This window comes from Pectobacterium polaris (genome assembly GCF_002307355.1).
Taxonomy (GTDB): Bacteria; Pseudomonadota; Gammaproteobacteria; order Enterobacterales; family Enterobacteriaceae; genus Pectobacterium; species Pectobacterium polare.
The window spans coordinates 4,104,801-4,128,571 of record NZ_CP017481.1 but is presented as its reverse complement, the minus strand read 5'-3'; the positions used below and the strand labels follow the sequence as shown (position 1 = coordinate 4,128,571).

Sequence of the window (23,771 nt, the reverse complement as noted above, 5' to 3'; positions counted from 1 at the left end):
GAAGATGGTGTGTACTCTGGCAGCAGCGGTGCTGCCACTGGTACTCCCGTTCTGTGCTATCGCGACGCCAGGTAGTTGGAACGGAAGCATGCCAGGAATAAAACTTGATCATCGTGGCGAAATGGTTACGACGTCAGCTTTTGTTCCTAACATAGCGGTTAATCCAGATGAAACGATTACGACAATATATTGGCGGCACGTGATTGATTCTGCGATACCTGTGGGGCTTGTTGTGAAACTGTGTTCACAATCGCCGCAGCGCTGTGTTGACTTAGACGGAAGTGGTGACGGGCAAACTCGAGCATTTGACGGATTAGCGGCTAATAATGAGTTTCGTTTTGTATACTACATTGAAGGGAGTGGACGTATTAATCATTCGTTCAGCGTGCGTACGATCGATATTGCGGTAAATTACAGGTAGGCTTTTAAACAGTAATTTAAATAACTGGCTGTTTTAAATGATGAAAAGTCTCTGCCAGAAATGCAGAGACTTTTAGAAAGTAATTTTTCTACCACCAACTGTCACGCCTTTCGATTGACCATCCGGACCATACAGTCCCTGACCATGGCGAGGCTTCAATATATTGATGGCTTCATTCGTGTAGGCAATATGTCGGTTAAGCAGAAGACCATTGTGCTGATTCTGGTCATTCAAACGTCTGGTTAACTTTTGCACTTGCTGCCAGTAAGCCGATAGTTTTTCAATACCGTCATAAGGCGCTTGCAGCTTAAGAGTCGACTCAGTCTCATGGCGCCGTGTTTCCAAATGCTGCATTGTCGCCAACAGAGAAGTTTTCTTCTCTGTCACCTGTTGCAGAGCAATGCTGTTAATGTGACCAGCGCAAAGCAGCGTTTGCTCTTCGGACATAACAACATCGAGCTCACGTAGGCTGCTCAGCAGTTGATCCAAAATCGATTGCAGATTTTCCATAAATATTAATTACCTGCTAAAAAATCCTGCGTCTCTTTAAGCAACGCATCCGCGATTTTTCCGGCATCAATTTTAAGTGAGCCATCACGAATTGCCTGCTTCAAGGTTTCAACGCGGTTCATGTCTATGTCCTGCGTACCCGGCTGCATCAATTTTGCCTGCGCGTCGCTCAGTTTTACCTGTGTTGCGCTAACTTCAGACTGAGCCTCAGCCTGTTTGCGTTTGGTCTTAGCGACATCACCAGATTCGCGTTGCTGAACTTGACTGACCGGCTTCAGTGACTGGGTGCGATCAATACTCATAATACATCCCTCTAATTTGAGGATAAGTGGTTAATCATCAATGTGTTAAAAAATATACATCACATTGGTGTTCAATTTTAAAACGTCGTCAGTAATGACTCTGTAACTATCATCGGCAAACATGAGCAAATCTTTAATTAATTACTGTGAGATCAGAATAATCCCATCTTCGTTTGTGATTCCGCTGACTATTTGTCCATTTGCCGTTCTGACTCTGACCGCTTGTCCGGCTGCCGCGTTGTTCATGGCCTTTCCTTCGCCATTAATTGTGAAGCCTTCCCCTTGGGCGATAATCTGCACTAACTGACCTGCCTTTACGACCCAGGCACGTCTGATCATGGAGGCGGTAATAACCTGACCAGGTGTGAGATCGCGCAAAAGGACTGCGCCCTGTGCACCAGGTAACGTCAGTATAGGGCGCAACGGTAATAAATCGAGCCTGCCTTTTGTCAAACGAATGTCTTTTTCCGTCAGCGTGGTTCCACGATTTATAGGCCGAGCACTGGTGACATAATTCCCTGTTACCTGAACTTCTGTTTGAATGAAGCGACGCTGTTGCCCGCAACGTATGGACAGGCTCACATTACCCCACATTTTCGTATTTCCGGGCAGTGTGATTTGAGGCGCTTCGCACTGTGGCCATTGCGATTCTGGCGATTTTACCACAACGTTTACTGTATTCGTGCTTCCCTGAAAGCGTGAGGCAAAAAATTGATTGATCTGCGCAGGAAGGTCGTTCGCATTGACAGGGGTACACAGGATAAAAAAACAGGACGCCGCCAGATAGAGGTAATAATGTATTGTTTTCATTCCTGTTCGGCTCTCCTGATTCAGATTATATCGGGCGTTAAGTGTAACGATGTCAGCGTGAGGTTAAGGCAATAAATAGCGCTGCATTTGGTGTCTATTCGTTCGATGGCATAGCCACCATGAGAATTATCCTACTCACTCCAAATTCTAACTTGCGGAGGGAGCATGCTTGATAAATTAGACGCCTCGTTGCGGTTTCAGCAGGAAGCGTTGAACTTGCGTGCCCAGCGGCAGGAAATCTTGGCCGCGAATATTGCTAATGCGGATACGCCAGGCTATCAGGCCAGGGATATCGATTTTGCCAGCCAGCTCAGTAAAACAATGGAGCAAGGGCGGGTGAACGGTACGGGTATCGCGCTGAAAACCACATCTGTACGGCATATACCGGCACAGAATTTTCAGCCGCCGGAACTTGATTTGCTTTATCGCGTACCCGATCAGCCTGCGTTGGATGGCAATACGGTCGATATGGACCGCGAACGCACTAATTTTGCCGATAATAGCCTGAAATATCAATCCAGCCTGACCGTTCTGGGCGGACAGATTAAAGGCATGATGTCAGTCCTGCAGTCAGGTTCGTGATCGTAGCGCGATAGGAAGGTAAAGATTCATGTCGTTATTAAATATATTCGAAATTTCAGGCTCAGCGCTTTCTGCGCAATCTCAGCGTCTGAATGTGAGCGCCAGTAACCTGGCTAACGCAGACAGCGTGACGGGCCCTGATGGCGAGCCTTATCGCGCCAAGCAAGTTGTATTCGAAGTGAATGCCGCTCCCGGGCAGTCTACGGGGGGCGTACGCGTTTCCAATGTTATTGAAGATCCATCACCTGCTCGTCTGGTTTACGAACCGGGTAATCCGCTGGCTGATGGGCAGGGATACGTTCGCATGCCGAATGTTGACCCAGTGGCTGAGATGGTAAACACCATTTCTGCATCGCGCAGTTATCAGGCAAACGTCGAAGTGTTGAATACGACAAAATCGATGATGCTGAAGACGTTAACGATCGGGCAATAATCGGGAGACGAAATAGTGTCTGTAACAATTAATGATACGTCCTCGGCAACGAGAACGCAGAGTACATCGAATACTTCGATATCTGCACCAGTAGAACAAAATAGCAGCGCCGATTTACAGAATCAGTTCCTGACGCTTCTGGTTGCGCAGTTGAAGAATCAAGATCCGACGAATCCGATGAGCAACGATCAGCTTGTAAGTCAGCTTGCTCAGCTCAATACGGTCAGCGGCATTGAGAAATTGAATACCACACTGGGTTCTATCTCTGGTCAGATCAATAACAACCAATCCATGCAAGCCACAACGCTGATTGGTCACAGTGTCATGATCCCTGGAAAAGACATTCTTGTTGGCAAAGAAACCAGTACTCCCTTTGGCGTGGAACTGGAAAAAGCAGCAGAGGTTGTTACCGTCACCGTTAATGATGCAACAGGTAAAGCTGTTCGTACGATCGAACTGGGCACGCTTTCTGCTGGGGTTCACTCATTCAACTGGGATAGTAAACTTTCTGATGGCACGGTTGCGCCTGATGGGGCTTATACCTTCACTGTTGCCGCCAGTACTGGCGGCGCACAGCAAGTTGTTCAGCCATTGAGCTATGCGGTTGTAAATAGTGTCGTTCGCGGCGATAACGGTGCATTACTGGATCTAGGGCTGCGCGGCAGAGCCACCATGGACGATGTCCGGCAGATTCTGTAACGGTGTAAATTTCATGTTATTCCAGTGAAATTCACTATCTGGAATATGACTTAATCAATTCTCTGGAGAGCGACATGGGTTTTTCTCAGGCGGTCAGTGGTTTAAACGCGGCATCTAACAACCTGGATGTTATTGGTAATAACATCGCTAACTCAGCGACAGTGGGTTTTAAATCCGGGACCGTCACATTTGCGGATATGTTTGCGGGTTCTAAAGTCGGTATGGGTGTGAAGGTTGCATCGGTATTGCAGGATTTTGGTAATGGTACTGTGACTTCGTCCTCACGAGACCTGGATATTGCGATTAGCGGCGGTGGTTTTTACCGTCTGCAGGACACCAACGGTTCGACTTATTACAGCCGTAATGGTCAGTTCATGCTGAATGGTCGTAATATCGTCAACGCACAAGGTATGCAACTGACGGGTTATCCGGTCGCCGGTACGCCGCCAACGGTGCAAACGGGGGCCGATCCAGTACCGTTGACTGTTCCTGATGGCGACATGCTGGCGAGTGCAACGACAGTCGCATCAATTCAGGCTAACCTGAAATCTTCAGACCCAGTTCCTACAAACGCCTGGGCTACAACGCCTGGTGCGGAAGGCACCTACAATAGCAAAACTGCACTAACAACCTACGATAGCCAAGGTAATGTGCATAACTTCACCCTGTATTTTGTTAAAACGGCAAACAATACATGGCAGACGTATGCTAAGGATGACTCCATTACTCCAGCCACGTATCAAAATGCAGGAGCATTGAACTTTGCTTCTAATGGTGCATTAACGGGGCATACGCCTTTCAACCTCAACCTTGTTGGGACGAATGGTGCTGCTACCGGTACATTCACTCTCAATTTGACTGGCAGCGTGCAGCAAAATACAGAATATAGCTATAAGAGCCCAACCCAGAACGGTTTCGCTCCAGGATCGCTGACCGGTTTTGCTATCAATGACGACGGCACGATCGAAGGCAGCTACAGTAACGGTCAGAAGCAGGCGCTGGGTCAGATCCTGCTGGCTAGCTTTGCCAACCCAGAAGGTTTATCGCCTGAAGGGGATAACGCCTGGTCTGAAACTGCGAGTTCTGGTCAAGCTGTCGTTGGTCTGGCAGGTACCGGAAGTCTGGGGAAACTGATCGGCAAATCTACCGAAAGTTCAAACGTTGACCTGAGTAAAGAGCTGGTCAGCATGATTGTTGCGCAGCGTAACTACCAGTCAAACGCGCAAACCATCAAAACGCAGGATTCCATTCTGCAAACGCTGGTTAGCCTGCGTTAATTATCCTAACGGGGACATTGCATGGATCACGCGATTTATACGGCAATGGGTGGCGCGAGTCAGTCATTGGAAAAGCAGGCAATTACTGCGAACAACTTGGCTAACGCCTCAACGCCGGGTTTCCGGGCACAGCTTTCCGCACTGCGTGCTGTACCGGTAAATGGGTTGACACTGCCCACCCGAACGCTGGTTGTCGCTTCAACGCCTGGCGCTGATATGACTGAAGGCGTGATGAATTATACTGGCCGTGCAATGGATGTCGCTTTACCGAAAGAGAGTTGGCTGGCAGTGCAAACGGCTGACGGCGGTGAAGCGTACACCCGTAATGGTAATATGGAGATCAGCGCTGATGGGCAGTTGACTATCCAGGGGCGTGTTGTGATGGGCGACGGTGGACCGATTGACATTCCTCCGCAGGCTCAGATCAGCATTTCTGCTGATGGTACAATTTCTGCGCTTAACGCTGGGGATCCACCGAATACGATTGCCCAGTTGGGGCGCTTAAAGCTTGTTAAGGCTACCGGACAAGAAGTTGAGCGGTCTGATGACGGATTATTCCGCTTGACGCAGCAGGCTCAGCAACAACGTGGTAATGTTCTGCAAAACGATCCTACCGTGCGTATTATGCCGGGTGTGATCGAGGGCAGTAATGTGAACACGGTCGATACTATGGTCGATATGATTGCCAATGCTCGTCGCTTTGAAATGCAGATGAAAATCATTAGCAGCGTCGACGATAATGCACAACGCGCTAATCAGATATTAGCAATGGGTTAAGCGCCGAGTGCGCACAGGAGTGAATAAATGATCCGTTCTTTGTGGATTGCAAAAACCGGCTTGAATGCTCAGCAAACCAATATGGACGTTATTTCCAATAACTTGGCAAACGTCAGCACCAATGGTTTCAAGCGTCAGCGTGCGGTATTTGAAGACTTGATGTATCAAACAATTCGTCAGCCTGGGGCTCAATCTTCAGAGCAAACCATGCTACCGTCCGGCTTGCAGTTGGGTACAGGTGTTCGTCCGGTATCAACAGAGCGTATTCATACTCAAGGGACCTTTTCCGAAACGGGTAACTCTAAAGACGTTGCGATTAAAGGTCAGGGATTCTTTCAGGTTCAGCTGCCTGATGGGACAACGGCTTACACGCGTGACGGCGCCTTCCAGCTTGATGGTAACGGCCAGTTAGTGACGTCCAGCGGTTATCAGGTTCAGCCCGCGATTACTGTTCCGGCGAATGCGACCGAACTGAATATTGGTCGTGACGGTATTGTCAGCGTTAAAGTGCAGGGACAGGCGGCAACAAACCAGATTGGCCAGCTGACACTGACGACCTTTATTAATGATAGCGGCCTTGAGAGCATGGGTGAGAACCTGTATCTGGAAACCGCGAGTTCAGGTGCGCCGAATGAAACAAACCCAGGTTTGAATGGCGCGGGCCTGCTGTATCAGAAATATGTCGAAACCTCCAACGTCAATGTGGCAGAGGAATTGGTATCGATGATTCAGACTCAGCGTGCCTATGAGATCAACAGTAAAGCAATTTCCTCTTCTGACCAAATGTTGCAGAAATTGACTCAGCTGTAATGGGTGACCCGCTAATTTCAGGAGCGAGAGCGGGTGCTCTGGCTGCCTGATAGTAGCAATGTAGACAGTGTTTAACGGGGTAATGATGACCATAGGCACCCGATGAGTGGGCCAGTATGGCTTTGATTTACCCCGTGAATATGTGAAATAGATTAATTTAAGGCGATATCCGCAGTGATAATGAATGCAAAGTCGGTTATCAAACCACTCCGCCGACACCGTCTGTTGGCATTGATCGCGATGTTAGCACTTAACGGTTGCGCCTATATTCCGCATGATAAAGTTGTCACTGGGCCTACGACTGCTCAGCCTGGATCGCCTGTATTAGCGGGTCCTAATGGTTCTATCTTCCAAACCGTGCAGCCGATGAATTATGGCTATCAGCCAATGTTTGAAGATCGTCGCCCACGTAATATTGGCGACACATTGACGATCGTGTTGCAGGAAAATGTGAGCGCCAGTAAAAGCTCGTCAGCCAATGCTGCTCGTAATGGTTCGTCAACGTTCGGTGCAACGGTGGTACCGCGTTATCTTGACGGGCCGTTGGGTAATAATCGTGCGTCTCTGAATGCGACAGGAACGAATGACTTCACTGGGCAGGGCGGTGCGAATGCGAACAACACCTTCAGTGGCACGATTACGGTCACGGTTGGTCAAGTATTAGCTAATGGCAATCTGCAGGTCGTTGGCGAAAAACAAATTGCAATTAATCAGGGAACAGAGTTTATCCGTTTCTCTGGGGTAGTTAATCCGAGAACCATTAGTGGTAACAACTCGGTACCATCAACCCAGGTTGCGGATGCGCGCATTGAATATGTCGGTAATGGCTATATTAACGAAGCGCAAAACATGGGCTGGTTACAGCGGTTCTTCCTCAATGTTTCTCCGTTCTAAGCTTAAGAGGCCTGCCATGCGGATTGCATCATTTTTCACTGTACTGCTGACGTTACTGACGCTGAATATTGCCCCTGCGTCGGCAGAGAGAATTCGCGATCTGGTGAATATCCAGGGCGTACGCGGTAATGCGTTAATTGGTTACGGTTTAGTTGTTGGTCTGGACGGCTCTGGTGACCAGACCATGCAGACGCCGTTTACCACGCAAAGCTTAACTAACATGCTTTCCCAGTTAGGGATTACTGTGCCTGCCGGTACCAATATGCAGTTGAAGAATGTGGCGGCGGTGATGGTAACGGCGGAACTTCCGCCTTTTGGCAGAACAGGCCAAAATATTGATATCGTGGTGTCTTCACTCGGTAATGCGAAGAGCTTGCGTGGCGGGACGCTGTTGATGACCCCATTGAAAGGGGTCGATAACCAGGTATATGCCCTCGCTCAGGGGAATGTTTTGGTTGGCGGAGCTGGCGCTTCTGCCGGTGGAAGCAGTGTTCAGGTTAACCAACTTGCTGGCGGTCGAATCAGCAATGGTGCCGTCATCGAGAGAGAGTTGCCAAGCACGTTTGGCACGTCAAATACAATAATGCTGCAACTGAAGAACGACGACTTCTCGATGGCGCAGAAAGTCAGCGATGCAATTAATCGCTCTGGATACGGTGGTACAGCGACCCCGCTGGATTCTCGTACCATTCAGGTACTTGCTCCGCATGGCAACAGTTCTCAGGTTCGCTTTTTGGCCGATGTCCAGAATATTGAAATCAACGTTGGTATTCAGGATGCCAAGGTGATTATTAATTCTCGTACCGGATCTGTCGTGATGAACCGTGATGTCACGCTGGATAGCTGTGCTATCGCCCAGGGTAACCTCTCTGTGACGATCAATCAGCAGGCCAACGTCAGCCAACCTAATACCCCATTTGGCGGTGGTCAGACGGTGGTTACGCCGCAAACAGAGATTTCGGTTCAGCAAGCGGGTGGGGCTTTACAGCGTGTCAATTCCAGCGCCAACCTCAACAATGTCGTGCGTGCATTGAACTCTTTGGGCGCAACGCCGATGGAGCTGATGTCTATTCTGCAGGCGATGCAAAGTGCTGGCTGCTTGCGTGCCAAACTGGAAATTATCTGATGGGTGATATGCAGACGCTGAATAACGCGGCCTATGATGCGCAGTCCCTGAATACGCTGAAGCGTGAAGTTTCAGGCAATCCTCAAAGCAAAGAGGGTATCAGGGCGGTTGCGCAACAAATGGAAGGCGTGTTTGTACAATTGATGATGAAAAGCATGCGTTCTGCGATTCCGCAGGATGGGCTTTTCAACAGCGATCAGACGCGTCTGTATACCTCAATGTATGACCAGCAAATTGCTCAAGAGATATCGACTAAGGGCAAGGGGCTTGGGCTCGCGGATGTTATGGTTGAGCAATTGACCCGACAATCGCCAGATGCTACGGCGGCTAAAGCCGCTGTTCCATCTGTTCCATTAACATTTGATGGTGATGTGCTTAAAAGCATGCCAATCGCAGCCGTGGAACAGATGGTACGTAAAGCGCTGCCCAAATTGCCCACTACGGGTTCAGCGTTGCCGCTATCCAATAGTAATTTTGTGTCTCAGATTTCCTTACCCGCTCAGATTGCCAGCCAGCATAGCGGTATACCTCACCACCTCATCATCGCTCAGGCTGCGCTTGAGTCTGGCTGGGGGCAGCGTGAAATCCCTACCGAAGATGGGCGACCAAGTCATAACCTGTTCGGTATCAAAGCAGGCAGTAGCTGGAATGGGCCGACAACAGAAATAACGACGACAGAGTATGAGCAAGGCGTGGCCAAAAAAGTAAAAGCCAGCTTCCGAGTATACGATTCCTATATTGAGGCTATTGGCGACTATGTGAAATTGTTGACCAATAACCCACGCTATTCTGCTGTGATGAGCGCCGGAACGGCTGAGCAAGCCGCTCATGCGTTACAAAAGGCGGGTTATGCGACCGACCCACAATATGCCCAGAAGCTGGTTAGCATGATCCAGCAAATGAAGAGTTCTGGCGAGAAAGTGGCGAAAGCTTACACTCACGATTTGAGTCGGCTATTTTAATTTTTTATTCAAGATTTGCGCTTCCTGACCGATAAAGTAATTAACTTATGTAGCGTATTTGCTGCTTTCAGCATTTGGTTAATCGCGCAGGGCGACAAAAGCCTGTGTAAAAGGAACAACACCCTATGTCCAATTTAATTAACACCGCGATGAGTGGCTTAAAAGGTGCACAGGTTGCGCTGAGTACAGTGAGTAACAACATTAGTAATCAGGCTGTTACTGGCTACAGTCGGCAGAATGCGATACTTGAGCAAGCTATTAGCAGCACCACATCGGCTGGGTATATTGGTAACGGTGTCAATGTTGTTAGCATTAATCGTCAATACAATGAGTTCATCACTAATCAGCTGCGTGCGGCACAAACGACAAGCAGCTCGGTTTCTGCTTACTACGAGCAAATCTCCAAGATCGATAATCTTCTGGCTAGCAGCACAACGAGCCTTTCATCAACGATTCAGGGGTTCTTTTCTAACCTGCAAAACCTCACCAGTAATCCAGGCGACTCGTCGACTCGCCAAACCGTACTGGGCAAAGCTGAAGGGCTGGTAAACCAATTTAAAGTTACAGATAAATATTTGCGTGACATGGACAGTGGGCTGAATACACAGATTCAAAGTACTGTTGGCCAAGTTAATACGTATACCGATCAGATTGCGTCTTTAAATAATGAAATCACGAAGTTAATGGGCGCGAATAGCGGCACGATGCCTAATGATTTGCTCGATCAGCGCGATCTTCTTGTCGATCAGCTTAACAAATTAGTAGGCGTTGACGTTACCGTTCAGGATGGAATCGTCTATAACGTAGCATTGAAAAATGGTACCAATCTGGTTCAGGCTGGAACAAGCAATGAACTGGTAGCCATCGGTTCAAGCAATGATCCAACGCGTCTGACTATTGGATATAAAGACCAGACAAACGATGTTGTCTCATTAAATGAGAGTACGTTAACTGGTGGTTCATTAGGCGGTTTACTTTCTTTCCGCACTGAAACGCTAGATGAAGCACGTGGCCAGTTAGGGCAGTTAGCGCTGGCATTTGCCGATGCGTTCAATACCCAACATCAGCAAGGTTATGACCGTGATGGTGTTAAGGGCGGCGATTTCTTCTCTTTTGGTAAGGCTGTCGTTCTGAACGACAGTAAGAACGGGGGTAACGCGACGTTAACTCCGTCTTACACCGATACCAAAGATGTGCAGGCAACTAATTATGCGATTAAATACGATGGCGCTAATTGGCAAGTAACCCGTTTGTCTGATAATTCAAAATTCACGGCGGCGGTGGATACCTCTGATAACAGCCTGAACTTTGATGGCGTTAAAATGGCTATCACAGGGACGCCGGCAACGAATGACAGCTTCCTGCTTAAGCCGGTTAATGACGTCATTATCGATATGGCAGTAGCTGTTTCAGATCCTAACAAAATTGCGGCGGCATCCGTTAAGCTTGACGAAAATGGTGCTCCGGTTTTGGACGCAAGCGGTAATCCTGTCTTTGGTGGGGTAGGTGATAATACCAATGCTAAGGCACTGCTTGCTCTACAAAATGAGAAAATTGTAGGCGGGAAAGCGAGCGTTTCCGGAGCCTATGCTAGTCTGGTAGGTACAATTGGTAACCAAACTAGCACGTTGAAGATAAATAATACATCGCAGCAAAACGTTGTTAAGCAGCTGACTGCAGAACAGCAATCCGTATCCGGTGTAAACCTGGATGAAGAGTACGGCGATCTGATGCGTTATCAGCAATATTATATGGCAAATGCTCAAGTCATCAAAACAGCACAATCTATATTCGATGCGCTTTTAGCTGCTCGTAACTAGTTTGACCATTTGATTGAGAGGAATTAATACCATGCGTTTAAGTACCAGCATGATATATCAGCAAAATATGCAAGGCATTATTAATGGTCAGGCAACGTGGCAAAAAACAGGTGAGCAGTTAGCAACGGGCAAACGTGTCGTAAACCCATCAGACGATCCGATTGCAGCAGCGAATGTTATTATGCTTGACCAGGCTCAGTCGGAGAACAGCCAATATACGCTAGCGCGTACGTTTGCTAAGCAAAGTATGTCTCTGGAAGAGTCTATTTTAAGCAAAAGTACTATTACGATCACTAGCGCATTAAGTGAAGTAATTAAGTCTGGTGGAACTAATAATGATGATAACCGCAGCTCAATCGCAGCATCGTTACGTGGCATGAAAGCTGAATTGCTTAATATGGCTAATAGTACCGATGGTAATGGTAATTATATTTTCGCCGGTTATGAAACTGATAAAACTCCCTTTGTCGAAGGTGCATCTGGTATCGAATATCAAGGTGGATATCAGGCTATTTCACAACAAGTGGACTCTTCTCGTTCTATGACGGTGAGCCATATTGGTTCTGACGTATTTATGCGCGCAACTGGTGGTGCAAAAACTGAACCTGATGGTAGCGTACAGGCTGATTTGTTTGAAAGCCTCGATATTGCTATCAAAGCGCTAGAAACTCCGCTTGATGGTGCAGATGATGCAACAAAGGAAAGTGTTGCTGCTGCAATGAATACGGCAAATCGCGGTTTAAATAATTCATTGAGTAATATTTCGTCTGCCCGTGCTGAACTGGGCATTCAGCTCAATGAAATTGATAATCTTGATGCTATTGGTAAAGATCGCGATGTAGCAAACAAAACGACATTGTCGCAATTGCAGGATACTGACTGGGTTGAGGCGATTTCTTCTTACATGATGCAGATGTCTTCTTTGCAAGCTTCTTACACAACGTTTCAGAACATGCAGGGAATGTCGTTGTTCCAGATGAAATAGTAGTAATAGAGGATATTCATCTATTCTACTTTACGATTTGAATACGCTTAAACCGGGCGTATTTTTTAGGCGTGTCACTCCTTTCATTATATTGAATGGATGACATGCCATTTTTTATTCCTCCGATCGTCCCCCACTTCTCTCTGGCATCTCGTTTATATAACACCTGTTTCTTTAGCGCATAGATTGTTTTAGTATATCGATTGTTCTAGTGCATCGATGTCTGGCGCAACTTCCTACGCGTGATTTGGCAAAGTTACAGCTTTGCATAGCCATATGACAAGTCGCGATAGGATGTTAACGTGAGGAATAAATATACGCGCACGATATCAGTATTGGCCTAACGTCGACCACTACGGATTTCTTAATTTTACTATTGGGAGCTAGGACTTGATAGCTGAGTGAGAATATCAGCGAGTAAGTCGAATACCTCGCTGAATAAATGCTCTGCAAAGGGGGGGACGAGTGGGAGTAATAAACCCAGCGTCATAATTCCCACCGTGAGGGTAATCGGGAAACCAACGACAAATATCGAGAGTTGAGGTGCCATACGGTTAAGCATACCTAATGCCAGGTTAATGGTCAGTAATAAGGTTATGATTGGCAACGCTAACATCAATCCATTAATAAAAATCAGCCCACCGGCACGTGCAAGAGCGAGAAATGCATAGCTGTTGATAGGGTTAGCACTGATAGGCAGGGTATAGAAGCTATCAGCTAACAGCGAAATCAGCCAGAGGTGTCCATCGAAGGTTAAGAACAATAAAATCGCGAGAATATTCAGGAAACGAGCGATTACCTGCATATTCGGGCCACCGGTGGGATCAAAGAAGGTCGCAAAAGCGAGCCCCATTTGTAAGCCAATAAGTTCGCCAGCATGGCGAATAGCAGCAAATGCTAACTGCATTGACAGGCCTAGCGTAACGCCGATGAGTATTTGCTGTATTAAGAGCCACACACCTGCGACGGAAAAAATAGGCGTGGTGTTTAACGGTAAATAGGGCGCAACGAGCAGGGTAATTAGTACACCCAGACCGATCTTCACCCGATTACCAATCGCTCTTTCGTTAAAGACAGGTGCGGTACTGATCAGTGCAAGAATTCTGACAAAGGGCCAAAAAAACTGGCTAACCCAATTCACCATGTCCCAACTGTTAAACGTCAGCATGCTTACCCAATAATATTAGGTAACTGGCCGAATAGCGTACGCATATAGTCCAGCATGAGGTTTAACATCCAGGGACCTGCGATCACTAAGGTAAGGAACACCGTTAGGATTTTAGGGATAAATGACAGTGTCATTTCGTTTATTTGGGTAGCAGCCTGCAAGAGGCTAATAGTCAATCCGCTGAGCAGTGCCGCCATCAGGGGAGGCGCCGCCAGTGCCAATGCTACTTTCATTGCTTCATAGCCAAGCGCCATCACCGATTCTGGTGTCATAGTCGCATTCCTCTATCCGTCTAACTATAAAAACTTTGGGCTAATGAACCGAGTAGCAGTTGCCAGCCATCGACTAATACGAAAAGCATGAGTTTAAAAGGCAACGAAATTGTCGCCGGAGGAACCATCATCATACCCAGCGCCATCAATACACTGGCAACAACGAGGTCGATGATAAGGAAAGGAATAAACACGGTGAAACCGATCTGGAACGCGGTTTTTAGCTCACTTGTCACAAATGCGGGGAGAAGTACACGCATGGGTACTGCTTCAGGCCCCTGAATCTCTGGAATTGCTGCCAGCCGGGTAAATAACGCTAGATCGGTTTCCCGGGTCTGCCGCAGCATGAACTCACGCACGGGTTCCGCGCCACGTTCTATGGCGACTTCCATGCTGATTTGATCCTGACTGAAGGGAAGATAGGCTTCGTCATAAACGCGGTTGAATACTGGCGACATGACAAAAAATGTCAGGAAAAGCGTCAACCCGAGCAATACCTGGTTCGGTGGTGCGGTTGGTGTACCCAGCGCATTACGTAACAAACTCAGTACAATAATGATGCGGGTGAAGCTGGTCATCATTAGCAATGCGGCAGGAAGAAATGTTAATGACGTGAGGAAAACCAGTGTTTGTACTGATAGCGTCCAACTCTGTCCACCGTTAGGTAGCGGCTGCGTCACAATTCCGGGAAGCTGTGCCCATACGGATGGTGCCATGAATAATAAACCGATAGCTAAACCATTGCGCAGTGTGCGAAGCAGGGCGGTGATACGAAAATAATTAGGCAAGACACTCATTCCGATTTTTCCGGACGCTTTAAAACTTTCTTTAACAGTTGATTGAAATCTACCGGCTTGGTATCGCCAGTGGAGGAACTGTCGTTGGTTGGTTGTGCCGGAAGTGTATGCAGCGGTGTGATTTGCTGAGCCGTAACACCTAACACCAGCCAGGTATTATCAACCTCTACAATGACGACACGTTCACGCTGCCCGATAGGGCAACTGGATACCACTTTTAGCAACTTGTTTTGCTTGGCTTGGGGAGCAAAGCCGAGTTTGCGAGCCAGCCAGGCAATCAGCAGAATAAATAATAAAATACCAGCGAGCACGCTACCAACCTGTGTCAGTAACATGCTGCCGGTAAGTGGTGGCTCAGTAACAAGTGTTGACTGCTGACTTGCTACTGGGGCCGGGGATGATATCGAGGCTGTTGCCATTAACGACTCAGGCGGCGCATACGTTCGGATGGTGTGATGATATCTGTAATACGAACACCGTATTTGTCAGATACAACAACAACCTCACCCTGAGCGATCAGATAGCCGTTAATCAGGATATCCAACGGTTCACCCGCTAAACCATCAAGTGCAACAACAGACCCCTGGGTCAGACGCAGCAGTTCTTTTATCGTCATTTTGGTTCGGCCAAGCTCAACGGTGAGTTTGACAGGAATATCCAATATCAGATCGATATCCTGCAGGGCACCCAGCGGATCATGACCGTCTAGCGACTTAAAAATGCCTTCCGTTGTCGCGGCCGGTTTTTCTGCAGCCTGCTGCTCGTTAAATGCATCAGCCCACAGATCGTCCACTGATTCCTTATCGTCGGACGGTTTCTTGGTGTCACTCATGGGGCTGTTCCTCGTTATCCAGAGAATTCAATATAGGGTTAATCAAATGTTCAACACGTAGGGCATATTGCCCGTTTAATGTGCCATATTGGCTGGTCAGCACAGGCACGCCGTCAACATGAGCAACGATTTTGTCAGGTTTGTCGATCGGTAAAACGTCGCCGGGCTGCAGCTTCAGAATCTTGGACAATCGCAGCGGAATATCAACAAAGCTTGCAACGAGTTCCAATTCGGAATGCTGTACCTGCTTGGCTAGGGTGTCACGCCAGCTCTGGTCTTCCTGACGAGAGTTTTCCAATGGCGGGTTCGCGAGCAGTTCGCGAAGCGGTTCGATCATTGAAAAAGGAATACAGATGTTAAATTCGCCAGTCAGTGAGCCGATTTCAACATGGAACGGTGTCGTTACGACGATATCGTTAGGCGACGTCGTGATGTTGGTAAACTTGACCTGCATTTCTGAACGTACGTATTCGATGTCAAGTTTGTAAATCGCATTCCAGGCTTCGCCATAGGCTTCCAGAGCCAAGCGCAACATACGCTTAACTACGCGCTGCTCTGTGTGGGTAAATTCACGTCCTTCAACTTTCGTCGGGAAGCGCCCATCACCGCCAAAAAGGTTATCTACGGCGATAAATACCAGGCTTGGTGAAAATACAAATAATGCAGTACCACGTAGCGGTTTTAAGTGAATCAGATTCAGGTTCGTCGGTACCGGAAGGTTTCTGGCGAACTCATGGTAAGGCTGGATCTTGATTCCACCTACGGTGATATCAGGGCTACGGCGCAACAGGTTAAATAATGACATTCTGAACTGGCGAGCAAAACGTTCATTAATGATCTCTAACGCCTGTAAACGCTCACGGATAACGCGTCGCTGAGTATTCGGATCATAGGGCTTAACGCCGCTATCCGTTTTTGATGCTGCATTTGCGTCAGCATCACTATCGCCGCTGTCGCCGTTTAATAATGCATCAATTTCTGCTTGTGAAAGAATACTATCGCCCATAATGGTTACCGCAGTATAAAGGCCGTGAACAGAACATCAGTAACGACCTGGTTAGGTTGACCAGGAACTAATGGTGGGCTTAGCACTTGCTTAATTTGCTCTATCAGCTTCTGTTTACCTTGCTCATTGGCAAGTGCAATCGCGTCCTGACGAGAAAGCAGTAATAACAGTCTGCTGCGAACTTCTGGCAGATAATTAGTAAACCGTGTACGCGTGGCTTCATCTGGTAAACGCAGCGTGAATCCAACATACAACACGCGGTCAGGGTCATTATCTGCATTGACGAGATTAACGGTAAAGGTATCCAGTGGCATGAAAACAGGCTCTGGCGGTGGCGGTGCTTCCTGCTCAGCCGTTGCCGCATTTTTCTGACTTAATAGCCACCACGCGGCGCCCGCAGCACCAGTTGCAGCGAGAGCAACGATAATCAGTAGTATTAGCCAAATAGACCGTTTACGTCCTGGTCGAACTTGCATATCAGACATAGCCAAAGATAGTTCCCGTTACTTATCGATATTTATTGCTGGATGAAACCAACAATAAATAAATGCGTAATGTCGATGATTATCCTGCCTATTGCAATGTTCAATACAGAGAATAGGCAGGGAAAATCGTGCTAACTTATTCGTTTACTTCACTTTCAGGCAAAGATATCAACGCCGTTGACCGATGATGCCATTGATCTTAACTGTTCTGGTACGTCTAATAATTCACTTGTGCTGTCTGATGAATGGCCAAATTGTTGTTGGTAAGACGGGCCACGGTTGTTGCCATCGTTGTTATTACCCGCCATTTGCTGCTGCCAGGCAGAGGAATCACTACCTACGCTGCTCTGGCCAAGGTTAATTCCGCTCTCTGCCATCGCATTACGCAGGTGAGGCAGCGCAGCTTCCAGCGCTGAACGAACCTGACCGCTTGCTGAAGCCAGATGAATTTGAGCTTGGTTATCATCAATTTTTAGACTGATGTGCAGGGCACCCAATTCCTGTGGGTTCAAACGTAACTCTACGGTCTGTTGACCATTACGGCTGAACATAATGATTTGCTGGCCCAATGCATCTTGCCATTGCGGTGAACCGAATGGTGCATTCAGTTGTGCGCTAGTTGCCTGAGGGGCTGGGGTGGTTGTTCCCACCGATGTCGGTTGAATATGCATCGCTTGTGCGACAGGCGGCGTTGTTTGAGACGCGCCGTTGCCTAACGTAGAGACTGATTCAGACACATTGCGATCGCCTGCAAGGGAGTTTGGCGTCGTTAGCGCAAACTTTGCAGCCTCATCCGCAGATTCGGTTGTTGCTGATGAGGTTTGCTTGGCTGCATGATGTAGATCGCGTGATAGGCCTGCATCTTTATCTGGCATCACTGACGTGTCGAGTAATTTTGCCAGCGTGCCTTTAGCACTTTCGCCCGTATTGCTTAGTACCGATGCGGACGCCTCATTCTGGCGTTTAGCGTCAGTAAGCCCCGGAATCATTAACCCTGCATTTACGGCAGTTGCTGCAATACTATCAGCGGCAGGTTGTGTAGGAAGCGGCGCTGTCTGCAACATGGCAAGCAGTGCCTGCATGGCGATAGTGTCATTTGCCGTGCTGTCACTCTCTTTTTTGTCCAGATTCTTAAACTTCGCCTGCCCTATAATTTCTGGATTTTGCTTACCCGCTGTAATCGTTGCTCCCGTGAGAGAACTGAAGGAAGAAAGCAGGGCATTTAAATCGTCACGACTCAGCGAAGCATTATCTTTCCCTAACGCGCTTAGCAGGGCTTCTTCGTCTACTTTATCGAGCGTTTTTTTACCCGAAGTATCGGCTACTTGTGATATGCGTTTGCTCAACAGATCAACAAAATCTTTTGGCAGCTCACCCTGTGTCAGTAACGAAGCGGAAGAACCGCTTGTATCACTGGCAGTGGTAGCTATAGGTAACGCGGACAGATTCATGATTCTGCTTTCCTCTGTGAGGCCCGTTGGGCAAATTCATCCATTTGTTTTTGTTCTATTTTGTTCTCTTTGGCAAGCTGTCTTGTCAGTTCGCGATCCTGCAGTTTTTCAAATGCGTTCAAGCGTTGCTGTTTTTCTTGCCAGGTCTTCATTGCTAAATCTAAACGTGATGTCCACTGCGAGAGCTGTTGCCTGTGTTGCTCAATTGCACCGTCTAACGTTCGGATGAACTGCTGATAATTTTGCCAGCTATTATTTGCCATACCAGAGGACATCGTCGAGTTCAATTTTTGACGATAGTCATCCTGATAGTTTAACAGCATATTGAGCTGCTGCTCGGCCTGTTGATGTGCCTGACGCACTTGACCCAACTGGCCTGCTGCTTTCTCAACGTCCTTCTGCGCCAGTTCGCGTAGTGTAACCAGCGGTGACTGGGTTTTCATCTGCTCTCCTACTCGTTACGAGGGAAAATAGTGTGCAACGCCTGGCAGGACTCTTCATAGTTACTTTGTTCAAACATACCCTGCTGCAAGAAGGCTTCCAGGTGCGGGTAAAGCCGAATTGCTTTATCAAGCATAGGGTCGCTGCCTGCGGCGTAGGCACCAACACTGACTAAATCACGGTTACGTTGGTAGCTGGATAGTAACTGTTTAAACTGCCTTACAGAAGCATAATGACCTTCATCGATCAGCGCTGTCATCGCACGACTAATCGATGCTTCAATATCAATTGCCGGATAATGGCCTGATTCAGCTAATTGACGTGACAATACGATATGCCCGTCAAGGATGGCACGAGCGGAGTCAGCGATAGGATCCTGCTGATCGTCACCTTCTGTTAGAACAGTATAGAAGGCGGTGACTGAACCACCTCCATGAATACCATTTCCTGCGCGCTCTACTAGCGCAGGTAATTTAGCGAAGACAGAAGGGGGATAACCCTTGGTTGCTGGCGGTTCGCCAATCGCTAAAGCAATTTCACGCTGTGCCATGGCATAACGTGTGAGCGAATCCATGATGAGTAGAACGTGATGCCCGCGATCGCGAAAATCTTCAGCAATACGCGTGGCATACGCGGCACCCTGCATCCTTAATAATGGAGAAACATCAGCCGGTGCGGCAATAACGACGGAGCGCGCTCGTCCTTCCGTGCCCAAGATATTCTCGATAAAGTCTTTCACTTCTCGGCCACGTTCACCGATAAGTCCAACAACGATGACGTCAGCCTGAGTATAGCGTGCCATCATACCCAACAGCACACTTTTACCCACCCCGGAACCCGCAAACAGACCCATTCGCTGCCCCCGACCCACGGTAAGCAATGCGTTGATGGCTCGAACACCTACATCCAGAACACTGTCGATAGCCGTTCTTTGTAATGGGTTAAACGGTGGCGTAATCAGCGCTGCGCGATATCCTGTATCCGGCGCAGGTAAACCATCCAGCGGTTTTGCGCTACCATCCAGTACTCGGCCCAGTAATTCAGGGCCTAATGGTAATTGCTTCCCCTGGCTGCTGCTGTCTTGGCCGACGCGGGCGTAGACACGTGCTCCGGGGGTAATACCTTCAACTTCTTCCAGCGGCATAAGAAAGAGTTTTTGCCCGTTGAAACCGACAACTTCACTTTCGATTTCTTCAACCTGTGAGCCATTCTGCCGCTCAATGAGGCAGGTGGCACCCAGTGGCATATGTAACCCTGTCGCTTCCAATACCAAACCTGTCGCCCGGGTTAAGCGGCCGTAACGACGCACCGAAGGCGTGTCATCAATGCGCTTCTCAAATGAATCGAGAGAAGAAAGCCAGCGTCCGAGGCGCGAAGTCATCATAGTTCTCCTGGTGCGGCTAAACGGCAAAGTTCGTGCCAGCGTGTTGCCAGACTGGCATCCAAATCGCCTTCTTCCGCGCTGACTTTACAACCGCCAGGGTGAAGTTGGCTATCGGCAAGCAATCTCCAACCATGTAAGCTGAGTGTTGGGCCCAAAAACTGTTCAACACGTTCCAGATCTGAAGGGTGAACGCGCAACTGCGTTCTACCTGAAAACATAGGCTCTTGCTGAATCAATTGCTGTATCTGACCGAGCAGCGCATTACCGTCGCATACCGGAGGTTGCCCCAGAATCTGCTTGGCTGCGGTCAACGCCAACTGCATCAAACGAGCGGGGATCACACTGTCGAGTGTATCCAGCGTCTGTTGGAATTCGGTGACCATGTGCTGCATTTGTTCGATGATCGGCTGCTGCTGCTGCAAGGCGTTTTGTAAGCCCTGCTGTTGCCCTTTGGCTAAACCCTCCTGATAACCTGCGTCATAACCTTGTTGGTGGCCTTGCGCAAAACCCGTTTCTCGTGCCTGTTGCATCGTGCTTTCACGCAGAGAGGCGAGTTCGTCCTCTGCGGTAGAAAGGACGTTTTCTTCAGAGAAATTCTCGATGTCCGACAATTCAGGTTCATCACTTACCTGATAGGTTGGAACGGACTTTGAAACGGGTTCAGCCAAATCGTTAGGCTTCCAAGGCTGCCAGGCCAGGTTTTTGGGAGCGTTAGACATAAGCATCCTCGCCGCCACCGATAATCATCTCGCCGCTGTCTGCCAGTCGACGGACGATAAGCAGAATGGCTTTCTGTTCGTTTTCAACCTGCGACATACGTACTGGACCGCGAGTTGAAAGGTCGTCGCGAAGAATCTCTGCAGCACGCTGAGACATATTGCGCAGGAATTTCTCGCGTAAAGGCTCTTCGGCACCTTTCAATGCCAACAGCAGAGACTCGGACTCGACTTCTTGCAGAAGGCGCTGGATACTGCGGTCGTCCACGTCCACCAGATTTTCGAACAGGAACATTTCGTCGATAATTTTCTGTGCCAGTTCGCCATCGAATTCGCGTACAGCATCGATAACCGCTTCTTCCTGCTGGGTTTTCATCAGGTTGATAATCTCAGCCGCAGTACGAACACCACCCATTTTGCTGCGTTTGAGATTCTGACCATCCAGCAAGCCATTCAGAACGTCTGTCAATTCTGCCAGTGCGGAAGGCTGAACGCCGCCGAAGGTCGCGATACGTAGCATAACGTCATGACGAAGACGTTCGTCAAACAGGGCTAAGATATCGGCAGCCTGAGCACGCTTCAGGTGCACCAAGATTGTTGCGATAATCTGCGGGTGTTCGTCGCGAATAAGGTCTGCGGCAATCTGCGGCTCCATAAAGTTGAGTGTTTCCATTCCACTCGTAGAGTCGCGGCTCTCCAGAATATCTTCCAGCAGGCTAGACGCTCGCTCTTCACCAAGAGCTTTGACAAGCACTGAACGAAGGTAGTCACCCGCATTCACGCTGAGAGCGGCATATTGCTCTGAGTCAGCCTCAAATTCTCTCAGAATTTCGAGCAACTGCTGTTGTGATACCTGTCTCATGTTCGCCATTGCAGAACTCAGGTGCTGCACTTCTTTAGTCGAAAGATGAGTAAACACTTCCGCGGCGCGGTCTTCACCAATGGTCATCAATAAGATGGCGCTTTTTTCTGTTCCTGTGAGGGTCATAGTTCAGTACTCATCCATTGACGGATTACCAGAGCGACAACGCGTGGATCGTTCTCTGCCATTTCGCGTATGCGGTTACTTTGCATTTCTGCATTGACGCGTTGCTGCGATTTCCGCTGCTGTTCAACTTCCGAGCTACTCAAGTTGACCATAATATCTCTGTCTGTACCTTGAGATAGGGCCGCCGCCGCCAGCGCCGCTTCTTGTTGCTGTGCTTTTCTCTGCAATTGTGGACGAACCAGTTTACGCCACAGAATCCAGGCAACGATCAGAACCAGCAGCCAGCGACCAGCTTCCATCAGGAGATCGAAAAATGCCTGTTTTTGCCAGAAGGGGAGTTCGCCAGAACCGTCAGTGCTATCCATAAATGGCGTATTCACGACATTTAATGTATCGCCACGTTCAGTGGAGAAGCCCATTGCTTCGCGTGCTACTGTTTCAATCTGTTTGATCTGTTCTTCCGTCAGTGCAATCGGTTTGCCGTCCTCACCAGGAGGCTGGTAGTTAACAATAACGGCTGCAGACAAGCGCTTCACACCACCCGAACTGTGTTTGGTATGTAAAATCGTCTTGTCGACTTCATAGTTGGTTGTTGCATCGTTACGAACATTTGATGTCTGAATAACGGTATTTGCATTTGCCGCATTAGCTTGCGCACCTGCCGCATTGTTTTGGTTCTGCTGACCAGCCTGATTGTTCGCATTGGCATTATTTGGCGGTGTCGCGATAGGGGCTGTAGGTGCCGGTGCGGGTTGATTGGTTAATGCACCTGGAACGCCACCGACGTTCGGGCCACCTTTTTGCTCACTCTGGCTGGTTTGCTGAGAGCGAACAGCCGCTTTGTCTGGCGGTTGGTTAGGTTGATACTGCTCGTCAGTTTGTTCGCGAGCAGAGAAATCGATTTGCGCGGTGACCTGAGCATGTACGTTACCCATGCCAACCATCGGCGCGATGATTGACTCTATGCGGCGTTGGTACATCGCCTCGACTTCGTTGCTGTACTTCAGTTGCGCAGCATTCAGATCGCGGCTGCTGCCGCCTGCCTGGGTTAACAGGCGTCCTGTCTGATCGACGACCGTAACATTATCTGGTGGCAGGCCAGCAACGCTGCTGGAAACCATATAAACGATGGAATTGATTTGACCTTCATCTAATGCACGACCCGGCTGTAATGTCAGGGTGACAGAAGAAGAGGGGGCTTTTTGTTCACGAACGAACAGTGAAGGCTTCGGTATGGCAAGGTGAACTCGCGCATTCTGGACAGGGCCGAGCGTTTCTATCGTTCTGGACAGCTCACCTTCCAGCGCACGCTGGTAATTTATCTGCTCACTGAATTGGCTGATGCCAAATTTTTCCTGATCGAGCAATTCAAAGCCAACAGCACCGCCTTTTGGCAGCCCCAATTGAGCAAGTCGGAGTCGGGTCTCATAGACATTTTCGGCGGGAATCATGATCGCGCCGCCGTTCTCCGCAAAACGATAAGGAACATTCAGCTTTGTTAGTTCGCTGACAATCGCACCGCCGTCTCGGTCATTGATGTTGCTATAAAGAACCCGATAATCTGGGCCTTTGGCCCATAGAGTCAACGCAACGACGATGGCAATGGCCGCAGCTGCTGCGATCAATAGTGGGATCTTCGGATTGGCGCGTAACCGGTTGAGTATTTCGCCAAAGCTATTTTTACCGGTAGCGGAGCCGGTTAATGAGGCGTTCATACTCTATCTCTGCTTGGTTGTTGAACGATATACTTAACGTTGTGACGTGACAAAACAGAACTCCCTGATTGCGCAATCAATAAAACATTTCGCCTACATTTATCGGCA

The 23,771-nt window shown here is 48.6% G+C and carries 28 protein-coding genes; 12 read left to right on the top strand and 16 right to left on the bottom strand.

Translation table 11 applies throughout. The features are described from left to right. Positions 1 to 4: 4 nt before the first annotated feature. Positions 5 to 421, top strand: a complete 417-nt coding sequence (locus BJJ97_RS18590) for a flagellar protein FlhE (protein WP_405083392.1) — start codon at positions 5 to 7, stop codon at positions 419 to 421. A 72-nt stretch (positions 422 to 493) separates the two neighbouring features. On the opposite strand, the gene BJJ97_RS18585 is transcribed toward BJJ97_RS18590, so the two are convergent. The 3 genes from BJJ97_RS18585 to flgA all read right to left on the bottom strand — a co-directional run bounded on the left by BJJ97_RS18585 (position 494) and on the right by flgA (position 2,043). Then, entirely contained in the window at positions 494 to 931 is a 438-nt protein-coding gene (locus tag BJJ97_RS18585) for a flagella synthesis protein FlgN (RefSeq protein ID WP_095994912.1), read from the bottom strand. A 5-nt stretch (positions 932 to 936) separates the two neighbouring features. After that, entirely contained in the window at positions 937 to 1,233 is a 297-nt protein-coding gene (flgM, locus tag BJJ97_RS18580) for a flagellar biosynthesis anti-sigma factor FlgM (protein WP_011093279.1), read from the bottom strand. Positions 1,234 to 1,374: 141 nt separating this feature from the next. After that, positions 1,375 to 2,043 (bottom strand): flagellar basal body P-ring formation chaperone FlgA, encoded by a 669-nt coding sequence (gene flgA, locus BJJ97_RS18575; RefSeq protein ID WP_095994911.1) that lies wholly within the window; start codon positions 2,041 to 2,043, stop codon positions 1,375 to 1,377. 165 nt (positions 2,044 to 2,208) lie between these two features. Between flgA and flgB the strand changes: the two genes are divergently transcribed. From flgB to flgL, 11 genes are all read left to right on the top strand, one after another. After that, on the top strand, positions 2,209 to 2,625 hold the full coding sequence (gene flgB / locus BJJ97_RS18570; RefSeq protein ID WP_010279550.1) for a flagellar basal body rod protein FlgB: 417 nt from the start codon (positions 2,209 to 2,211) through the stop codon (positions 2,623 to 2,625). A gap of 28 nt (positions 2,626 to 2,653) precedes the next feature. Continuing rightward, a complete protein-coding gene (gene flgC, locus BJJ97_RS18565) occupies positions 2,654 to 3,058 on the top strand; it encodes a flagellar basal body rod protein FlgC (RefSeq protein WP_010279553.1) in 405 nt (134 codons plus the stop codon). A gap of 15 nt (positions 3,059 to 3,073) precedes the next feature. After that, entirely contained in the window at positions 3,074 to 3,757 is a 684-nt protein-coding gene (gene flgD / locus BJJ97_RS18560; protein ID WP_095994910.1) for a flagellar hook assembly protein FlgD, read from the top strand. Between the two features lie 74 nt (positions 3,758 to 3,831). After that, entirely contained in the window at positions 3,832 to 5,034 is a 1,203-nt protein-coding gene (flgE, locus tag BJJ97_RS18555) for a flagellar hook protein FlgE (RefSeq protein WP_095994909.1), read from the top strand. A 21-nt stretch (positions 5,035 to 5,055) separates the two neighbouring features. Beyond that, positions 5,056 to 5,811: a flagellar basal body rod protein FlgF gene (locus tag BJJ97_RS18550; RefSeq protein WP_039485730.1), complete on the top strand. Its 756-nt coding sequence runs from the start codon at positions 5,056 to 5,058 to the stop codon at positions 5,809 to 5,811. A 27-nt stretch (positions 5,812 to 5,838) separates the two neighbouring features. Beyond that, complete coding sequence (gene flgG / locus BJJ97_RS18545) at positions 5,839 to 6,621, top strand: flagellar basal-body rod protein FlgG (RefSeq protein ID WP_011093286.1); 783 nt, start codon at positions 5,839 to 5,841, stop codon at positions 6,619 to 6,621. Between the two features lie 180 nt (positions 6,622 to 6,801). After that, positions 6,802 to 7,515, top strand: a complete 714-nt coding sequence (gene flgH / locus BJJ97_RS18540) for a flagellar basal body L-ring protein FlgH (RefSeq protein WP_014915904.1) — start codon at positions 6,802 to 6,804, stop codon at positions 7,513 to 7,515. Between the two features lie 16 nt (positions 7,516 to 7,531). Next, positions 7,532 to 8,641 carry a flagellar basal body P-ring protein FlgI gene (locus tag BJJ97_RS18535; RefSeq protein WP_039485727.1) on the top strand — a complete coding sequence of 370 codons (1,110 nt, stop codon included), beginning with the start codon at positions 7,532 to 7,534 and terminating at the stop codon, positions 8,639 to 8,641. After that, entirely contained in the window at positions 8,641 to 9,603 is a 963-nt protein-coding gene (flgJ, locus tag BJJ97_RS18530) for a flagellar assembly peptidoglycan hydrolase FlgJ (RefSeq protein ID WP_095994908.1), read from the top strand. The genes BJJ97_RS18535 and flgJ overlap by 1 nt, the downstream gene beginning before the upstream one ends. A gap of 125 nt (positions 9,604 to 9,728) precedes the next feature. Continuing rightward, positions 9,729 to 11,423 (top strand): flagellar hook-associated protein FlgK, encoded by a 1,695-nt coding sequence (flgK, locus tag BJJ97_RS18525; RefSeq protein ID WP_095994907.1) that lies wholly within the window; start codon positions 9,729 to 9,731, stop codon positions 11,421 to 11,423. A gap of 31 nt (positions 11,424 to 11,454) precedes the next feature. Next, positions 11,455 to 12,408, top strand: coding sequence for a flagellar hook-associated protein FlgL (gene flgL / locus BJJ97_RS18520; protein WP_095994906.1), 954 nt, complete (start codon positions 11,455 to 11,457; stop codon positions 12,406 to 12,408). Positions 12,409 to 12,781: 373 nt separating this feature from the next. Here the strand turns inward: flgL and fliR are convergent, their stop codons facing one another. The 13 genes from fliR to fliF form a co-directional block, all read right to left on the bottom strand. After that, positions 12,782 to 13,576, bottom strand: a complete 795-nt coding sequence (gene fliR / locus BJJ97_RS18515; protein WP_039485716.1) for a flagellar biosynthetic protein FliR — start codon at positions 13,574 to 13,576, stop codon at positions 12,782 to 12,784. Positions 13,577 to 13,578: 2 nt separating this feature from the next. Beyond that, positions 13,579 to 13,848 (bottom strand): flagellar biosynthesis protein FliQ, encoded by a 270-nt coding sequence (fliQ, locus tag BJJ97_RS18510; RefSeq protein ID WP_039485713.1) that lies wholly within the window; start codon positions 13,846 to 13,848, stop codon positions 13,579 to 13,581. Between the two features lie 20 nt (positions 13,849 to 13,868). Then, positions 13,869 to 14,564 (bottom strand): flagellar type III secretion system pore protein FliP, encoded by a 696-nt coding sequence (gene fliP, locus BJJ97_RS18505; RefSeq protein ID WP_174866306.1) that lies wholly within the window; start codon positions 14,562 to 14,564, stop codon positions 13,869 to 13,871. Positions 14,565 to 14,641: 77 nt separating this feature from the next. Then, positions 14,642 to 15,064, bottom strand: a complete 423-nt coding sequence (gene fliO / locus BJJ97_RS18500) for a flagellar biosynthetic protein FliO (protein ID WP_039485708.1) — start codon at positions 15,062 to 15,064, stop codon at positions 14,642 to 14,644. After that, positions 15,064 to 15,477, bottom strand: coding sequence for a flagellar motor switch protein FliN (gene fliN, locus BJJ97_RS18495; protein WP_010279616.1), 414 nt, complete (start codon positions 15,475 to 15,477; stop codon positions 15,064 to 15,066). The genes fliO and fliN overlap by 1 nt, the downstream gene beginning before the upstream one ends. Next, the gene (gene fliM / locus BJJ97_RS18490; protein ID WP_095994904.1) at positions 15,470 to 16,483 is read right to left on the bottom strand and encodes a flagellar motor switch protein FliM; all 1,014 of its coding nucleotides are present in this window, start codon (positions 16,481 to 16,483) and stop codon (positions 15,470 to 15,472) included. The genes fliN and fliM overlap by 8 nt, the downstream gene beginning before the upstream one ends. Positions 16,484 to 16,488: 5 nt before the next feature. Then, positions 16,489 to 16,968, bottom strand: coding sequence for a flagellar basal body-associated protein FliL (gene fliL, locus BJJ97_RS18485; RefSeq protein ID WP_010301685.1), 480 nt, complete (start codon positions 16,966 to 16,968; stop codon positions 16,489 to 16,491). 155 nt (positions 16,969 to 17,123) lie between these two features. Continuing rightward, a complete protein-coding gene (locus BJJ97_RS18480) occupies positions 17,124 to 18,419 on the bottom strand; it encodes a flagellar hook-length control protein FliK (RefSeq protein ID WP_095994903.1) in 1,296 nt (431 codons plus the stop codon). Beyond that, complete coding sequence (fliJ, locus tag BJJ97_RS18475) at positions 18,416 to 18,862, bottom strand: flagellar export protein FliJ (RefSeq protein WP_095699926.1); 447 nt, start codon at positions 18,860 to 18,862, stop codon at positions 18,416 to 18,418. The genes BJJ97_RS18480 and fliJ overlap by 4 nt, the downstream gene beginning before the upstream one ends. 8 nt (positions 18,863 to 18,870) lie before the next feature. Further along, positions 18,871 to 20,241: a flagellar protein export ATPase FliI gene (gene fliI, locus BJJ97_RS18470; RefSeq protein WP_095994902.1), complete on the bottom strand. Its 1,371-nt coding sequence runs from the start codon at positions 20,239 to 20,241 to the stop codon at positions 18,871 to 18,873. Beyond that, entirely contained in the window at positions 20,241 to 20,963 is a 723-nt protein-coding gene (gene fliH / locus BJJ97_RS18465) for a flagellar assembly protein FliH (RefSeq protein ID WP_039485695.1), read from the bottom strand. The genes fliI and fliH overlap by 1 nt, the downstream gene beginning before the upstream one ends. Further along, complete coding sequence (gene fliG / locus BJJ97_RS18460) at positions 20,956 to 21,948, bottom strand: flagellar motor switch protein FliG (protein ID WP_039311714.1); 993 nt, start codon at positions 21,946 to 21,948, stop codon at positions 20,956 to 20,958. Before fliG ends, fliH begins: the two co-directional genes overlap by 8 nt. Beyond that, positions 21,945 to 23,663, bottom strand: coding sequence for a flagellar basal-body MS-ring/collar protein FliF (gene fliF, locus BJJ97_RS18455; protein ID WP_095994901.1), 1,719 nt, complete (start codon positions 23,661 to 23,663; stop codon positions 21,945 to 21,947). Before fliF ends, fliG begins: the two co-directional genes overlap by 4 nt. Positions 23,664 to 23,771 lie beyond the last annotated feature (108 nt).

What these genes read in the sequence shown, in the direction of transcription:
- fliI (WP_095994902.1), bottom strand. Translation starts at nt 20,241, where the DNA reads ATGACTTCGCGCCTCGGACGCTGGCTTTCTTCTCTCGATTCATTTGAG.
- fliQ (WP_039485713.1), bottom strand. Translation starts at nt 13,848, where the DNA reads ATGACACCAGAATCGGTGATGGCGCTTGGCTATGAAGCAATGAAAGTA.
- fliN (WP_010279616.1), bottom strand. Translation starts at nt 15,477, where the DNA reads ATGAGTGACACCAAGAAACCGTCCGACGATAAGGAATCAGTGGACGAT.
- fliO (WP_039485708.1), bottom strand. Translation starts at nt 15,064, where the DNA reads ATGGCAACAGCCTCGATATCATCCCCGGCCCCAGTAGCAAGTCAGCAG.
- flgB (WP_010279550.1), top strand. Translation starts at nt 2,209, where the DNA reads ATGCTTGATAAATTAGACGCCTCGTTGCGGTTTCAGCAGGAAGCGTTG.
- fliL (WP_010301685.1), bottom strand. Translation starts at nt 16,968, where the DNA reads ATGTCTGATATGCAAGTTCGACCAGGACGTAAACGGTCTATTTGGCTA.
- BJJ97_RS18550 (WP_039485730.1), top strand. Translation starts at nt 5,056, where the DNA reads ATGGATCACGCGATTTATACGGCAATGGGTGGCGCGAGTCAGTCATTG.
- flgL (WP_095994906.1), top strand. Translation starts at nt 11,455, where the DNA reads ATGCGTTTAAGTACCAGCATGATATATCAGCAAAATATGCAAGGCATT.
- fliJ (WP_095699926.1), bottom strand. Translation starts at nt 18,862, where the DNA reads ATGAAAACCCAGTCACCGCTGGTTACACTACGCGAACTGGCGCAGAAG.
- flgC (WP_010279553.1), top strand. Translation starts at nt 2,654, where the DNA reads ATGTCGTTATTAAATATATTCGAAATTTCAGGCTCAGCGCTTTCTGCG.
- flgA (WP_095994911.1), bottom strand. Translation starts at nt 2,043, where the DNA reads ATGAAAACAATACATTATTACCTCTATCTGGCGGCGTCCTGTTTTTTT.
- flgM (WP_011093279.1), bottom strand. Translation starts at nt 1,233, where the DNA reads ATGAGTATTGATCGCACCCAGTCACTGAAGCCGGTCAGTCAAGTTCAG.
- fliP (WP_174866306.1), bottom strand. Translation starts at nt 14,564, where the DNA reads ATGGCACCATCCGTATGGGCACAGCTTCCCGGAATTGTGACGCAGCCG.
- flgK (WP_095994907.1), top strand. Translation starts at nt 9,729, where the DNA reads ATGTCCAATTTAATTAACACCGCGATGAGTGGCTTAAAAGGTGCACAG.
- fliG (WP_039311714.1), bottom strand. Translation starts at nt 21,948, where the DNA reads ATGACCCTCACAGGAACAGAAAAAAGCGCCATCTTATTGATGACCATT.
- BJJ97_RS18535 (WP_039485727.1), top strand. Translation starts at nt 7,532, where the DNA reads ATGCGGATTGCATCATTTTTCACTGTACTGCTGACGTTACTGACGCTG.
- flgG (WP_011093286.1), top strand. Translation starts at nt 5,839, where the DNA reads ATGATCCGTTCTTTGTGGATTGCAAAAACCGGCTTGAATGCTCAGCAA.
- fliR (WP_039485716.1), bottom strand. Translation starts at nt 13,576, where the DNA reads ATGCTGACGTTTAACAGTTGGGACATGGTGAATTGGGTTAGCCAGTTT.
- BJJ97_RS18590 (WP_405083392.1), top strand. Translation starts at nt 5, where the DNA reads ATGGTGTGTACTCTGGCAGCAGCGGTGCTGCCACTGGTACTCCCGTTC.
- fliF (WP_095994901.1), bottom strand. Translation starts at nt 23,663, where the DNA reads ATGAACGCCTCATTAACCGGCTCCGCTACCGGTAAAAATAGCTTTGGC.
- fliH (WP_039485695.1), bottom strand. Translation starts at nt 20,963, where the DNA reads ATGTCTAACGCTCCCAAAAACCTGGCCTGGCAGCCTTGGAAGCCTAAC.
- fliM (WP_095994904.1), bottom strand. Translation starts at nt 16,483, where the DNA reads ATGGGCGATAGTATTCTTTCACAAGCAGAAATTGATGCATTATTAAAC.
- BJJ97_RS18585 (WP_095994912.1), bottom strand. Translation starts at nt 931, where the DNA reads ATGGAAAATCTGCAATCGATTTTGGATCAACTGCTGAGCAGCCTACGT.
- flgE (WP_095994909.1), top strand. Translation starts at nt 3,832, where the DNA reads ATGGGTTTTTCTCAGGCGGTCAGTGGTTTAAACGCGGCATCTAACAAC.
- BJJ97_RS18480 (WP_095994903.1), bottom strand. Translation starts at nt 18,419, where the DNA reads ATGAATCTGTCCGCGTTACCTATAGCTACCACTGCCAGTGATACAAGC.
- flgJ (WP_095994908.1), top strand. Translation starts at nt 8,641, where the DNA reads ATGGGTGATATGCAGACGCTGAATAACGCGGCCTATGATGCGCAGTCC.
- flgH (WP_014915904.1), top strand. Translation starts at nt 6,802, where the DNA reads ATGAATGCAAAGTCGGTTATCAAACCACTCCGCCGACACCGTCTGTTG.